General features: G+C 61.1%; 10 protein-coding genes. 8 read left to right on the plus strand and 2 right to left on the minus strand.

Annotated features, from left to right (window positions below):
• Positions 1–88: 88 nt before the first annotated feature.
• A complete protein-coding gene (locus IB277_RS32180; RefSeq protein WP_112976847.1) occupies positions 89–1,174 on the minus strand; it encodes a glycosyltransferase in 1,086 nt (361 codons plus the stop codon).
• Between the two features lie 426 nt (positions 1,175–1,600).
• On the opposite strand from IB277_RS32180, the gene IB277_RS32185 reads away from it, so the two are divergent.
• The 3 genes from IB277_RS32185 to IB277_RS32195 all read left to right on the plus strand — a co-directional run bounded on the left by IB277_RS32185 (position 1,601) and on the right by IB277_RS32195 (position 4,268).
• Positions 1,601–2,506, plus strand: a complete 906-nt coding sequence (locus tag IB277_RS32185; protein ID WP_112976848.1) for a methionyl-tRNA formyltransferase — start codon at positions 1,601–1,603, stop codon at positions 2,504–2,506.
• Positions 2,507–2,593: 87 nt separating this feature from the next.
• Positions 2,594–3,565, plus strand: coding sequence for an ATP-grasp domain-containing protein (locus IB277_RS32190; RefSeq protein ID WP_112976849.1), 972 nt, complete (start codon positions 2,594–2,596; stop codon positions 3,563–3,565).
• Between the two features lie 16 nt (positions 3,566–3,581).
• Positions 3,582–4,268, plus strand: a complete 687-nt coding sequence (locus tag IB277_RS32195; protein ID WP_162731904.1) for an HAD family hydrolase — start codon at positions 3,582–3,584, stop codon at positions 4,266–4,268.
• A gap of 90 nt (positions 4,269–4,358) precedes the next feature.
• Here the strand turns inward: IB277_RS32195 and IB277_RS32200 are convergent, their stop codons facing one another.
• On the minus strand, positions 4,359–5,549 hold the full coding sequence (locus tag IB277_RS32200) for a calcium-binding protein (protein WP_192372672.1): 1,191 nt from the start codon (positions 5,547–5,549) through the stop codon (positions 4,359–4,361).
• Between the two features lie 251 nt (positions 5,550–5,800).
• On the opposite strand from IB277_RS32200, the gene IB277_RS32205 reads away from it, so the two are divergent.
• The 5 genes from IB277_RS32205 (at position 5,801) to IB277_RS32225 (ending at position 14,417) form a co-directional block, all read left to right on the plus strand.
• Positions 5,801–7,582 (plus strand): type I secretion system permease/ATPase, encoded by a 1,782-nt coding sequence (locus IB277_RS32205; RefSeq protein WP_192372674.1) that lies wholly within the window; start codon positions 5,801–5,803, stop codon positions 7,580–7,582.
• Positions 7,583–7,620: 38 nt separating this feature from the next.
• Entirely contained in the window at positions 7,621–8,901 is a 1,281-nt protein-coding gene (locus IB277_RS32210) for an HlyD family type I secretion periplasmic adaptor subunit (RefSeq protein ID WP_226020765.1), read from the plus strand.
• A gap of 751 nt (positions 8,902–9,652) precedes the next feature.
• The gene (locus tag IB277_RS32215) at positions 9,653–11,806 is read left to right on the plus strand and encodes a nucleoside-diphosphate sugar epimerase/dehydratase (RefSeq protein ID WP_112772868.1); all 2,154 of its coding nucleotides are present in this window, start codon (positions 9,653–9,655) and stop codon (positions 11,804–11,806) included.
• 40 nt (positions 11,807–11,846) lie between these two features.
• Complete coding sequence (locus IB277_RS32220) at positions 11,847–13,070, plus strand: glycosyltransferase family 4 protein (RefSeq protein WP_112772846.1); 1,224 nt, start codon at positions 11,847–11,849, stop codon at positions 13,068–13,070.
• 216 nt (positions 13,071–13,286) lie between these two features.
• Positions 13,287–14,417 carry a glycosyltransferase gene (locus IB277_RS32225; RefSeq protein ID WP_192372676.1) on the plus strand — a complete coding sequence of 377 codons (1,131 nt, stop codon included), beginning with the start codon at positions 13,287–13,289 and terminating at the stop codon, positions 14,415–14,417.
• Positions 14,418–14,658 lie beyond the last annotated feature (241 nt).

A 14,658-nucleotide genomic window follows, 5' to 3' on the forward strand; every position in this document is an offset into this window, starting at 1 on the left:
CGCTTAGGTCGCGCCTCTTTGTTATTGTCGTTCATGTGTCGGTCCCCCTCTCCGAATTTTTTCCGCAGCTTGAGCCGTGCGGTGGCTGCTAGAAAGTCCTCAGGAAATTGGAGTAACGCCGTTCGATGTTGTGCAGCGTGTATTCGCTTTCTATACGATTGCGGGCGAGATGCGCGTACCGGCCATATTCCTCCGGCGATAGGTCGAGCACCTTGCGCATGGCGTCGGCAAAGGCCTCGGGATTGCGGGCGGGCACGACGATCCCGGCATTGCCGGCAACCTCTGCCGCGTCTCCCACGTCCGTTGCCACCACCATTTTTGCGTAGCTCATCGCCTCGGCAACGACGTTCGGAAAGCCTTCTGTTCTGGAGGACAGGGCGAGGATGTCGATGCTGCGGTAGAAATCCTCCATGTCCGCGACCTCGCCCCTGAGGTCGATGGCCTCGCTTGGCAATCCGGCATCGGAAATCAGCTGGACGACTTCGGGATTGTCCCAGGCTAGTCCCCGTCCGGCCGCGAGAAAGCGCGTGTCGGGATGGGTGCGCAACACCGAGGCGGCGGCGCGAAAGAAGGTGGCGTGATCCTTCTGCGGGTGGAAACGCGCGACGATCCCGATCCGCCGGGGCGGCGCTTCATGGCCTGCTGCCACTGCCGGAATTTCAAAGCCGTTCGGGATGACGACCGAATTCAGGTTGCGGTAGCCATAGGCGCGGTGCATTTCGCGCGCGCGTGACGAATTGTAAATGATGCCGGAGGCCGAGCCGGAGAGCACGCGGGCGGCGGCGATCGCCATATGCGAGCTTCGCGACAGCGAGGCGACATCATCCAGCGACTGGCGAACATTCCAGATGACCGGCGTTGCGCGGCGCGCAAGCTTGGCAGCGACCGTGCCGACCACCATGGCGTGGTACATCCAGCACAGCATGACACTCGGCTTTTCCTGGCGGATGATGTTGGCAAGCCGCATCGTGCCGTGCAGGATGGCCGGGAGCGAGTGTGCGCCGAGCGCCACATACTCGACGCGCGGATTGTCCGCGAGGTCACGGTTTCGCGCCGAGACATCGAGCAGCGATACGACCATGACGCGTTCGTCAGATGACGCCTTGAGCAGGCGCGCGAGCATCGTCTCAGCTCCGGCGCTTGCGCTGAAATTGGTGATCAAATGCAATATCATACCGTGGATCCGAAGTTTGCGCCGCCGTTTGGGCCTTCGTCCGCATTCCCTGAGCCTGACGACAGGGCGCACCTGGGTGCTTCCCGGCGGGGGCACAAGCATTAAATTCCTGGACGCGCCCAGTGCACGCCAAGACATCAACTTCCTATTGCCTCGATTATGGACACTTCGGACGCGATTATTTCTGAAATAGGTTCGTACTCTAAATTGACCTTCCAGGGCGCGCCCTAGAATGCAGTGGTTTCAAGATACAACGGCAGACACTGTCATGCAATTATTCTCTTGCAGTATAGCCCGGCTCTGAAATAGCATCCCGTCATATCATACTTGAAATACATTAATATCGCCCGGATGGGTTATTTCTTCCCTTGGTTGTGATCCGAGTTGTATATTGCGCTCTGACACATTGTGCATTTGAGAACCAAAATGCGTTTTGCTCTGGTTGGTGCCGTCGAAGGATCCTTAATCGCGCTCAATGCCCTGTTGGCGAAGGGGATGCTGCCGTCCCTGGTGGTTACGCTGCCGCCGGAGGCTGCGGATCGCCATTCCGATTTCGCGGACTTGACGACGCCGGCGCGCGCGGCAGGCAGCGCGGTCTGCCATACGACCAATGTGAACGCCGAAGACACGCTCGCAGCCATCCGCGCGAGCGCCCCGGACCTCGTCCTGGTCCTCGGCTGGTCGCAGATCTGCCGCGAGGCCTTCCGTGCCATCCCGCGGCTGGGCGTGATCGGGTTTCACCCGTCGGCGCTGCCGCGTCTGAGAGGCAGGGGTGTTATCCCCTGGACCATCCTGCTTGACGAAAAGACCACGGGTTCGTCGCTCTTCTGGATCGACGAGGGCACGGATTCCGGCCCCATCATTCTGCAGCGTCTGTTTTCCGTCGCGCCGGATGAGACCGCGCGTAGTCTCTACGGTAAGCATGTGCGCAATCTGGCGGAGATGGTGCCGGAGGCCGTTGAATTGGCCGCAGCCGGCAAGGCGCCGCGGGTCGAGCAGGACCACAGCCTGGCAAACTATTGTGCAAAGCGTGTCGCCGAGGATGGCTTGATCGATTGGCAGCGCCCGGCAGCGGAGGTGCTGCGACTGATCAGGGCGGTCGGCGAGCCCTATCCCGGCGCCTTTTCGCGCCCGGACGGAAAGGTCGTCCATATCGATGCGGCGCGGCCCTTCGCGGACTCCTTCCGTTACATCGGCCTTGCCGCGCAAGTTCAGACTCATACGGCGGATGGCTTTACCGTCATGTGCGGAGACCGGCAGTGCATCGAGGTAACCGCGTGGCGCACGGCCGACGGCCGGCGCCCCCCGGTGCACAGCAAGTTGGGAGCGTAATCGCGCGGGCATTGCATCGGGTTCAGTCAGGCGGGGCCACAGTGATTGCCTTGGCCCCTCGTCCTAACAGTCAAGGAGAAGGCTTGTATGGCGTACCGATCGTTCAAGATCCTTGTCTCTTCCGCGGGAAGGCGTGTTGGCCTGATCGAGTGTTTTCGCCGGGCAGCGCGCGCGCTGGACATCGATCTCCAAATTCTGGCCTGCGATCTTGATCCTGACCTGAGCGCGGCCTGTGCAGTCGCCGACCGGGCTTTCGCGGTACCCGCCTATAATCACCCGGAGTTCACGGGCCGCCTGGCGGAGATCGCGCGGGCGCATGATGTGCGCCTGCTCGTACCAACGATCGATCCCGAACTGGTGCCGCTTGCGGCAGCGGCGAGGGATTTCGACCGCTTCGATTGCCGCGTGCATGTGAGCACTCCGCCGGTCATCGACGTTGTGCGCGACAAGCTCGAAACCATGCGCGTGCTCGACGCGGCCGGGGTGCCGGTCCCGCGAACCGGCATGCTGGAGGAGGTTCGCGGCGAACTCTCCCGCTGGGACTGGCCGCTGTTCCTCAAGCCCAATGCCGGGAGCGCAAGCCGCTCGATCAGCATGGTGCGCGCAATGGCCGATCTGCCTGAAACGACAGCAGAGCCGATGATCCTGCAGCAATATCTCGACGGCCCGGAGCATACGGTCAATGCGTTCGTCGATGACGGTGGCACATTGCAGTCAGTCATTTCGCATCGGCGCTTGCGCATAAGGGCAGGCGAAGTCGAAAAGGGCGTCACCGAGCGCCATAAGGCGCATCGGGCGATGGCTGAGGGTATCTTGCGGGCGTTGCCCGACTTGCGCGGTGCGTTCTGTTTCCAGGTCATGGACGATCGCCTGACGGGCGCTCGGGTGATCGAAATCAACGCCCGTTTCGGCGGCGGCTATCCGCTTGTGGATCATGCCGGCGCGACCTTTGCCCGATGGCTGCTGGAGGAAGTGGCGGGCTTGCCGAGAACGGCGCATGACGATTGGCGAGAAGGTGTGTTGATGCTGCGATACGACGCGGCGGTCTTCAGGGGATAAGCGGATGGGCGGGCAGGTGCTTGTCTTCGATCTCGACGATACACTTTATCTGGAGCGGGATTTCGCCCTAAGCGGATTCAGGGCCGTTGATGCCTGGCTGGCGAACCATCTGGGCGCGGAAGGCTTTGCCGGGCACTGCGAGGCAGCTGCTGCGAGCGGGCCCAGCGGACGCGTTTTCGATACGGCGCTGGCAGCGATGGGCATTGCCGTCGACGAAGCGTTGGTCGGCCAGTTGGTTGCCGTCTACCGCGGACACCAGCCGGAAATAGCTCTCGCCGACGATGCTCGCCGCTATCTGGAGCGTGCGCGCGTCGGCCGAAGAGCGATCATTACCGACGGGCCTGCGGCCACGCAACAGGCCAAGGTCAAAGCGCTGGGGCTCGAAGCCTTGGTGGACCGGGTGATCTTCACTGATCTTTGGGGGAGAGAATTCTGGAAGCCGCATGCTCGGGCCTATGAGGCGATCGAGACCTGGGCGGACGTCAAGCGGGACAATCTCATCTACATCGCCGACAATCCGGTGAAGGATTTCGTCACGCCGCGCCGGCGCGGATGGCAAACGGTGATGGTCGCGCGCGAAGCGCGGGTTCACCGCACGGCGGCGCCGGATGATGCACACCAAGCCGATAGGCGGATCAGCGATCTAGACGAACTGGACGAGGCATTGCGATCACTCGCCGCTGGTGAAGCGGTCTCTCGGTGAGCTTTTCGCGAACTGGACTGCCAATACAGGCAGGAACGGGCGGTAGTGGCGGCCGCGGAGCGCGTATTCAAACCCGCGGCCGCCGGTATTTTACGCGAAGGTGAAGTCTGCCGCGCTGAAGTTGGCCGCAGACAGGGTACCGTTCGGATCGTCGACGACGATCTGGAACGCGTGGCCGGCCGAATCCTGCGCCTTCAGGATCACGTCGCCGCTCGGGTCGTCATAAGCATAAACCGTGCCGGGGCCGCCGGTGTTGGCATAGCGGGTGATGCCGAGCTTTTCGAGGACGATGCGATCGAGACCATCCTGATAGTCCATGATGGTATCCTGGCCGTTGAGTGCGCCAGCGCCCTTGAGCACGAAGCGGTCGGCGTCGGCGCCGCCCCAGAGAAAGTCTGAGCCGGTCTCGCCGATCAGGGTGTCCCTGCCAGCGTCGCCGCGGATCGTGTCGTTGCCCGAGCCGCCGTAGAACAGGTCATCGCCATCGCCGCCATTCAGCGTGTCGTTGCCGTCTTCGCCGCTGATGCTGTCGTTGCCGCCATCACCATAGACGAGGTCGTCGCCTGCGCCGACGCTGATCTTGTCGACGCCAGCACCGCCATGGGCCTCATCACGACCGTTCTCAGAATCGAGAATGTCGTTGCCGTCGCCGCCGTCGAGATAGTTGTCGCCGTCGCCGCCATCGACCCGGTCATCGCCGATGCCGCCATAGACGTGGTCATTGCCGGACTGGCCCTTGAGCGCGTCGTTGCCGCCTTCGCCATAGATGTAGTCGTCGCCGGCACCGCCACCGACGGCCTGCGTCGTAACCTTGCCGGTCGCCGGATTGATGCGATTGACGAAACCGTCATTACCGTCGCCGGCATAGATGATGTCATTGCCAGCGCCACCATCGATATATTCCTCGCCGGCGCCGCCGTAGAAGGTATCGTTGCCGGCACCGCCGAGCATGGTGTCGTGGCCATCGCCGCCGTCGAGGATGTCGTCGCCGTCCTCGCCGTCGAAGATGTCGTTGCCCAGGCCACCGACGAAGTGGTCGTTGCCAAGGCCGCCATCGAAGGAGTCGTTGCCGACGCCGCCTTCAGCATAATCGTCGCCTGGACCGGCCTTGAAGAAGTCGTTGCCGTCGCCACCGTACATCCGGTCGTTGCCGTCGCCACCGTCGAGATAGTCGTCTCCGGCATAGCCCCAAAGGCTATCGTCGCCGCCATATCCATAAATTGTGTCAGCTACGTTCGTGCCATAAAGCGTGTCAGCTACGGGTCTTCCCTTAACGATCATGTTTCCATCCTTTATTAGTGTGGCAGAATACGCGCCGTTGCTTTTACCGACCGCCGCGCAAAGACAGCAAGCGACCTTAGCGTGTGAAAACTGTGATCTGTCGTGTTAAATGGTGGGGGTCTAAAATAGCATCTATAAGCAACCGCTACAACAGATGTATAGTACCTACTCAACCTCCGGCACGTTGACATCGGGGAACACTTCCATCGATACGGCCCCACTCAAATTCCTGGAAACGGTGTCGTTGCAGCATGGTAGACAACAGAATCACAAGCGGCAGTTTACGATCTGCGTTCCGGCGCAGCGTCATAGATCTCGGCTTGTTCTCGACGGTCGTCAACGTGTTGGCGCTGACCTCGCCGCTGTTCCTGATCCAGGTTTATGATCGGGTTTTGCCCTCTTCGAGCATCGAAACGCTCGTCTATCTCACGATTATCGCGTTCCTTGCCTTCGCGTTCCTCGGCCTGCTTGATGTGATCAGGGCGATCTATGCGGTGCGCATGGCGGCCAAGCTCGACAGCGAGCTCGGGGCGGCCGCCTTTGCGAACGTGGTCGCGGCAGCGGGCCGGGAACCGGGCGATATCCAGCCTTTGCGCGATCTTGCGACCGTTAGAGGCTTCGTCGCTTCACGCGGCACGCCGGTCCTCTTTGACCTGCCGTTCTCGCCGGTGTTCGCCGCACTCCTTTATCTCCTGCATCCGCTGCTCTTTCTGATGACGACGATCGGCGCGATCGTGATCCTGCTTATGGTTTTCCTCAATCAGTACATGAACAAGAAGGCGTCGCAGTTCGCGCAGGAGCGTATCACCAGCGCTAATCTCACGGCGCAGATGTTCAGCCGCAATGCCGAGACTGTGCGTGCGATGGGCATGACGAACAATGTCGGTGAGGTCTGGGGCCGCCAGTTTGCTGCCGCGACCGCGGCAGCCGACGGAAGCCTCGTCGTCAACGCAATCTTCGGCGGCATATCGCGATCGATCAGAATGATCCTGCAGATGGCGATCCTTGCTGTTGGCGCGACCCTTGTCTTAAAGGGGCAGATGACTGCCGGCATGATTTTCGCGTCGTCGATCCTATCGGGCCGCGCGCTGCAACCGCTCGATCAGCTGGTGGGGATCTGGAAGCAGGCAATGGATGCGCGCAGCGCCTGGTCGCGGTTCGAAAAGGTGATCGAGGCCGGCAGTGTCGATAGCCGCAAGCTTCTGTTGCCGAACCCCGCCGGCGATATCGCCGTGCGTGATTTGCTCTATGTTTCGCCCGACGCTGGAGCCGACCCTGAGCCGATCCTGAAGCGGCTGAATTTCACGATCGCTGCCGGCGAAAGCGTTGCAGTGGTCGGCCCGAGCCGGGCGGGCAAGTCGACGCTCGCGCGACTTCTAACCGGCGCCGTTGCCCCGACAGCGGGCTCGATCACCATTGATGGTGCGGACCTGAGAACCTGGGACGTGACGCAGCTCGGCAGCCTCATCGGCTATCTCGCACAGGACGTGCAGCTGCTGCCGGGCACGATCGCCGCCAATATCTCCCGATTCGAGCCGGATGCAGCCGACGAGGCGGTGGTTGCGGCCGCGCGGGCGGCTCATGCCAACGATCTCATCCTGTCGCAGACGAAAGGCTATCAGACCCCGATTGGGCCCGGTTCCAACAATCTCTCCGGCGGCGAGCGGCAGCGCATCGGGCTTGCGCGCGCCTTCTACGGCTCTCCGCGTCTTCTTGTTCTCGACGAGCCGAACGCCAACCTCGACAGCGAAGGGGAAGCGGCACTCGGACGGGCGCTCAGAGACGCGAAAGCGCGCGGCGTCACGGTCGTCATGGTCACGCACCGCATTTCGATCGCAACCACCTGCGACCGGATCCTGGTGATGAAGAATGGCAGGATTGATGACTTCGGTCCAACGGACGAGGTGGCGCGTCGGGCGCGGTCCGAAAGGGCTGACCGGGCGGCAAAAGCGGCGGCTGTCAAGCGACAGGCGAACCCGCCGCCGACAAACATTTCCGCCTTCCTGCCTGGCAGAACCGGGGATCGGCCATGACGGCGACGGGTACTCGGCGCTCCTGGCGGGAGACGATTGTGACCGATACCGGGTTGGTCGCCCGGCTCGGCTATGGAACGCTTGTCCTCATCCTTGCCGGTTTCGGCTATTGGGCGGCAACGGCGCCGCTCTCCGGTGCCGCAGTCGCTTCCGGCACGATCACGGCCACGGGCCGTAATGTTCTCGTGCAGCATCTGGAAGGTGGGATCGTCAGCGAAATCGCGGTTCGCGAGGGCGATGCGGTCGCACGGGGGCAGACGCTCGTGGTCCTCGACGACACCGTCGCCCGCACCCAGCTCAACCGCCTTGCCAAGCAATGGGTGGCTCTAAAAGCGCGGGAGGCGCGCCTTGCCGCCGAACGGGACGGGCGGCGGGATCTGACGATCGCGATCGGCAACGCACCGGCCACGATGTCGGCCGCAAGCCGCGACCTGACGGAAGAACAGGTGAAGGAGTTTCAGACCCGGCTTGCCCGCTTCACCTCCGAGACCGTTATTCTGCAGCAACGGGTCGAAAGCATCAACGATGCGCTCGATGGCTTGGCCGCGCAGAAGGCGGCCGTCGAGAAGCAGACGCAGATCGTGCGCAGTGAAGCCGAGCGAAAGTTCAATCTCCTGGAAAAGGGGCTGACGAACCGCACGGAGTACACGCAGCTTCTTCGCGTCGAAGCGGACCTGCTCGGCCAGGTCGGCATGCTGCAGGCAGAATCCTCATCGAGCCGCACCCAAGTCGCAGAAGCGCGTGAGCAGATCGAACGGCTGAAGACCCAGCGCGTCGAGCAGGCGGTGACCGCGATGAACGAGGTGAAGACCGGGCTTGCCGACGTGGAAGAACAAGTCGAAGCCGCGCGCCGTGTACTCGAGCGCACCGTCGTCAAAGCGCCGGTAGACGGCGTTGTCGTCGCCTCGGTCTACAATGCCGTCGGCAGTGTCGTCGGTCCCGGCGAGAAGATCATGGAGATCCTGCCGACAGGGGACTTGGTCGTCGATGCGCGTATTCATCCGCAGGACATCGACGTCGTCCATGTCGGTCAGCCGGCAAGGGTCCGCCTCTCGGCGCTCAATACCAGCTTGACGCCAGAGGTTTCTGCGACGGTTGCCCATGTCTCGGCCGACCGCCTCACCGATCCGGCGACGCGCGAGCCCTATTACAGGGCCGTGTTGCGCCTGGATACGCCGCTGCCGCCCGGCGTGCGCATGGAGCAGCTGCATCCGGGGATGCCGATCGACGCCTTTATCGAACTCGGCGACCGCACCTTCCTTGAGTATCTGATCCGGCCGATTTCCGACTCCTATCGACGCGCCTTCGCGGGGGAATGAGCCCACAAGGTCCTTCCCGCGCAGAATTGCACTGGGCCGAGGTGTACGCTGATGTCGCAGGCTGGCCTGGTCGGCCGGCTGGTTCGTTTTCCGGCGGTCGGAGAGGTCCTGTCGAAGTTCCTCGATCTTCACCCGAGAGCAGTTCCGGGATGCGTGATATCGGGGCGCATTTTTCAGTCGCGCTAAGATTTAGTCGATTTGTATCTGCAGGTATGCTTCATTTTTCTCTGTTATGTATTTTGGACATGCAAATATATTCCAAATTATACATAAAATTGTGTGGCAATGTTCCGGAAGTGAATCTTTATTTATTTCTTTTGGGCGGTCCATTCCGCCCCTTGGGAACTGTAGCGGTCGCTTGCTAACCCCAAAGGGTTATGGATTAAATTGTAGTAATACTATTTAGTTCTAATATAATTAGGTAAATTGCTTCCGATAGAACGAAAAGATAATTTACATACAGGTTTTGGCGTGCGAGAGTTTTGGCGAAGTTGGCGTATTTTATTGCGAAGACCAAAGTTTGTATCAGTGCATAGATAAAATAGATTTCAGGCAAATTTGTATGAGCTGATCGGTATCAGAAGTTTATTCCAAACAAATTCAACGAGACATGACGTCTCAAGGCGCATCATTCGTCCGTCCGTTCTCGGCGCGGCGGTTGAATGGCGTTCTATGGATCGAAGGGTGTCGCATGCATCGCAACGAGGCCGCTGCCCAGCCAACGCAAGCCGTCGCCCCGTCTCCGCCGTCTATGGCGAGATACTGGGCAAGGTTCCTTAATCTGTTCACCTGGTTTGCCGCCGTCGCCCGTGCGCTTTTGCGCCTGGCAGCAAGAACGGCCGTATCGTCGGTCAAGCAGGTTCGTCGATCGCGCGTGCTCTACGCGATGGACATAGCGTCTGCAGCCCTGGCGCTCGTGGCCGCCTTTTTCCTGCGCTATGGCTTCGACGCCATGTCGACGCGACCGGAGCTTATCTGGGCGCTGCTAGCCACCGGGCCGCAATATCTTCTGGCCTGTGCGATCGCCTTTCCGATCGCGGGATTGTACGCTCGCGACTGGCGCTACTGCTCCGTCTCTGACCTGCGCTCAATCCTTCAGGCCGTCTTGATCAGTTCAGCGGCGCTGGTGTTGATGTCGTTCTTTGCGAACCGCCTCCAGGATATGCCGCGAAGCGTTGTGCCACTCGAGGCGCTTCTTCTGACCGCATTCCTTTCGGCTTCGCGGCTGAGCTTCCGGCTCGACGAACTGGCGCTGCGCCCAACGCGACGGCAGCCGGTCGCCGAGGGCAATGCCGACCAAATCCCGACCTTGCTCGTCGGCAGCGGCCATGCGGCAGATCTCTATCTGAGAGCGCTCCGCCGCGATCCGCATTGCAGCCACAAGCCGGTCGGCTGTTTGGAAGTGACGCCGGAGCATACGGACATGACCTTGCGCGGCATTCCGATCCTTGGCGCGCTCACCGATTTCGAGACTGTGGTTTGCGCGCTCGCAGAAAGTGGACAGTTGCCGCGCCATGTTGTCTTTACCGAAGCGCTTTCGGCATTCGGGGAAGCCGCTGAGGATGTGATGCGGCGCGCCGAAGCGCGTGGCATGACCGTATCGCGCCTGACGCAGATCACCGAACTCAAGAGCGCCAAGCAGGAAAGCCGTTTCGAACTCCGCTCGATCGAGCTGACGGATCTTCTGGAGCGCCCGCAGGCAGCCCTCGACAACGAGGCAATTCTTCGCCTCGTCCGCGGTCGGCGCGTCCTGATCACCGGCGCCGGTGGTTCGATCGGCAGCGAGCTCACCTTGCAGGTGGCGGCGCGTGAACCGGCCGAACTCATCCTGGTTGAGAACTGCGAATACAATCTCTATGCGATCGACATGGAGCTCGGGGAGCGCTATCCGGCCGTCAAGCGGACGGCAAACCTTTGCAACGTCCGCCGGGCCAATCGCGTCAACGATGTCTTTGCCAAGTACCGGCCAGAACTCGTCTTCCATGCTGCCGCACTCAAGCATGTGCCGATGGTGGAGCTTAACCCTTGCGAGGGCGTACTGACCAATGTGATCGGCACGATGAACGTGGCGAATGCCGCCCGCCGCTTCAAGGTGCAGGCGATGGTGCAGGTGTCGACCGACAAGGTCGTCAACCCGACCAGCGTGATGGGCGGGACCAAGCGGCTGGCCGAACTCTATTGCCAGGCGCTTGACCTTCATTGCCTGAAGAAGGGTTCCGGCCCGCGCTTCATGACGGTTCGCTTCGGCAACGTGCTCGGATCGAGCGGCTCGCTGATCCCGCTGTTTAAGCGGCAGATCGCCAAGGGTGGCCCGCTGACGGTAACCGATCCGCGCATGACTCGCTTCTTCATGACCATTCGCGAAGCCGTCGAACTGACGCTGCAGGCTTCGGCCTATGGTCTGGAAGGCGAAATCGGCAAAGGCGAGATTTTCGTTCTGGACATGAATGAGCCGATCAAGATCATCGACATCGCCAAGCGGATGATCCGGCTTGCCGGCCTTACGCCGGGCAAGGACATCGATATCGAGATCATCGGTCTCAGGCCCGGCGAAAAGCTCTATGAGGAGCTGTTCGACAGCGGCGAGCAACGCATCAGTTCACCTATTCCCGGTGTGCTCGGCGCGATGCCGAACGCCGTGCCCCTGGCGACGCTCAAGGAGATGTTTGCGCGCCTGAAGCTCTTTGCTGAACTCGGGGATCAGGCGATGGTCTTTGCGATCATGAACAGTCTCATTCCCGGCTTCGACAAACATCCGGCTGAAGGCACGGCTGGCGCGCCCTCGTCGGACGACGGGGAGGAAATGGCTGCCGACGCCGATGACGCGCATCTCACCGACGATGTCCTGCAAGCAGCGCTGGCGAACTTTAGGCGGGGCCCGCCTTCGACGCCGATGCCGACATGATCTGTGCGATCTTTCGAACGTTTGTATGGAGAGCGCCCTGATGTTGATTGACGCGAGCGACTATTCTCCGGCCAGCCTGCCGCCACGGCGGGCGGCTGCCGCCGCGGGATCGGCGGTTGCTGGCGTGGTTCCGAAACAACGGATCGCGGTACTTTCGAGCTACAGTCGCTCTCTCACCAATTTTCGCCTGGAGTTGCTGCGGCGCCTGGTGGAGGCGGGCCATTCCGTCTTGGCAGTTGGGCCGGAGCAGGACGAGGATGTCGTCCGGCAGCTTGCCGCAATCGGCGTGGAGTTCGTCCGCTCGCCGATGGCGCGCACTGGGCTCAATCCTCTGACGGATCTTGCGACGCTCTGGTCTTACTGGAGGCTGTTTCGTTCGCGGCAGATCGATGTCGTGATCCCTTATACGATGAAGCCGATTGTCTATGGCGGCATTGCCGCTCGCCTGGCCGGCGTCAAGCGGCGGTATTTTCTCGTGACCGGCCTTGGCCACGTCTATTCGGAAGCCGCAGGAAAGCGGTGGGTCGGGCGCCGCATCAAGCAACTGAGCGTGTTGCTCTACCGACTGGCGCTCAAGGGGGCAGGCGGGGTCTTTGCCTATAATCGCGCGGATTCGGCTGATATCGAGAGCTGTAGGCTGATTTCCGATCAGCGCGACTTGACGCTCGTGCCGGGCTCTGGCGTCGACCTCGACCACTATGCTTTTTCGAGCCCGCCCAGCGGGCGGCCGGTTTTTCTGCTCATCGCCCGCCTGCTGAAGGACAAAGGGATTGGCGAGTATGCCGAGGCCGCGCGCCTCGTCCGCCAGCAATTCCCGGACGCCGAATTTCGTCTTCTGGGGCAGTTCGATCCCAGTCCGGCCGCGATTGCCGCGGAAACCATTGATGGATGGGTCAAGGACGGCAGCCTGAACTATCTCGGCGAAACCACGGATGTGCGCCCGCATCTCAGCGATTGCAGCGTCTTCGTCCTTCCGTCCTACTATCGCGAGGGCATACCGCGCAGCATTCTTGAGGCGATGTCGACGGGGCGCGCGATCGTCACAACCGATCTGCCGGGCTGCGACGAGACTGTGGTCGACGGGCTCAATGGTTACCTGGTTGAGCCGCGCAACGCCAAGCAATTGGCCGAAGCCATGTGCCGTTTTCTCAGGGCGCCTTCGCTGATCACAGACATGGGGCTCAGGTCCCGTGAACTGGCCCAATCAAAGTTTGATGTGCATGCCGTGAACAAGCTGCTTCTCGAGCGCATGGCGTTGATCTGACAGGAATATTTCACCTATTTCAAAAATAGTCGCGAGTGTTCGACAAGAAAAAAAGATCCGCGACGATGCTCTGTCAGCAACTTCCCGGGTGCGTGCGTTTCAAACACGCCAATGACAGATTCATATTTTTTCATCTATACATTGCTAATTGTTGTTGAATTGATCTTTGCTATGCATAATCGCCTTTGCGGAATATTTTGAGGCGATTTTCTTACGATGGCAGGCAGCGTCGTTCACATCATCAACGACCTTAACGGAAACGGCGGCGCCGAGCGCCTGGTCGTGGAACTGGCGCAGCGGCAGGCGCGGTTTTCGGCAACGGTGATCGTGTGGAAGGGGGCAAATCACGAGCTCCTGGAGGACAAGGCTTTCGCTGCCGTGACGATCATCGCGGTCAAGCTGACGAGCCCCAGTTCGATTGCCAGAGCATGGCGCGCGATGCGGGCCGCGGACGTCGTGCACGTCCACCTGTTTCCCTCCCTCTATTTTTGCGCTCTCCTGCCTTTTCGGAAAATCTACACCGAACACAACACTTGGAACCGCCGAAGGGCGAGGCGGTGGCTGCGGGGTATCGAAAGGTGGGTCTATGGCCGTTACGACGGCGTTGCGGCAATCAGCGCACCTGTCCGTGACCACCTCTCCGAATGGCTGGCGCCCATGGCCGCGAAAATCCACATCGTCGAAAACGGTGTCAGCCTGGACCGGTTTGCGTCGGCGCGCGACCGCAAGGCGAGAGAGGATGGCCTCTTTTACATAGGCATGGTCGGAAGCTTCACGGAGAAGAAGGACCAGGAAACCATCGTGCGGGCCCTGCAGCGGCTTCCGGACAAGGTCCATGCGGTCTTTGCCGGTGTGGGGGACCGCCGACCGATCGTGGAAGAACTGGCCGGAGCTCTGGGTCTGCGCGAGCGCGTCCACTTTTCCGGGCTGGTCCGGGATATCCCGGCGTTCCTCAGCCACATTGATCTCTATGTGCAATCCTCCCATTGGGAAGGCTTCGGGGTGGCGGTGGTCGAGGCGATGGCGTCGGACCTGCCGGTCCTGGTCAGCGATGTCGGCGGGCTGGCCGTGGTCGTTGACAACGACGACTACCGGTTCCCGGCGAAGAACCACGGGCAACTCGCCGACCGCATTCGCGAACTTACCAGCGATGATGAGAAGTATCGCAATGCGACGGCCTATGCGCGCCGCCGTGCGCAAGGGTTTTCGATCGACCGGACCGTCTCGTGCTACGAGGACCTTTACGATCTGATCAAGTCCGGTCCGCTGACATTGACGGCGGCCGGCGCAGATGCTGGCGCCCCTCGGCTCCGCCGTTCCTCGCGCCCTTCACAGGATCTGCGCTGAGCAGTCGTGGCGTCCGGCCGGAGGGAAGCAGAGAAGACAGAAGGCGGCAAGATCTGGCGAACAGGGGCAAGGCATGACGTAGCGGCTCATTTAAAAGCAACTGCTGAAATGTAACTTGGAATCTCCGGGGGAGTTGGTATTATCCCTGCATTGCTTTCGAGTATACTGAAATTAACTGTTGTCGTTTTCATGTTTTGGGAGCCGATGTCGGCCAATCTACCCTCGGGATCACTGTAGCGGG

This window comes from Ensifer sp. ENS07 (genome assembly GCF_014852185.1).
GTDB lineage: Bacteria > Pseudomonadota > Alphaproteobacteria > Rhizobiales > Rhizobiaceae > Ensifer > Ensifer adhaerens.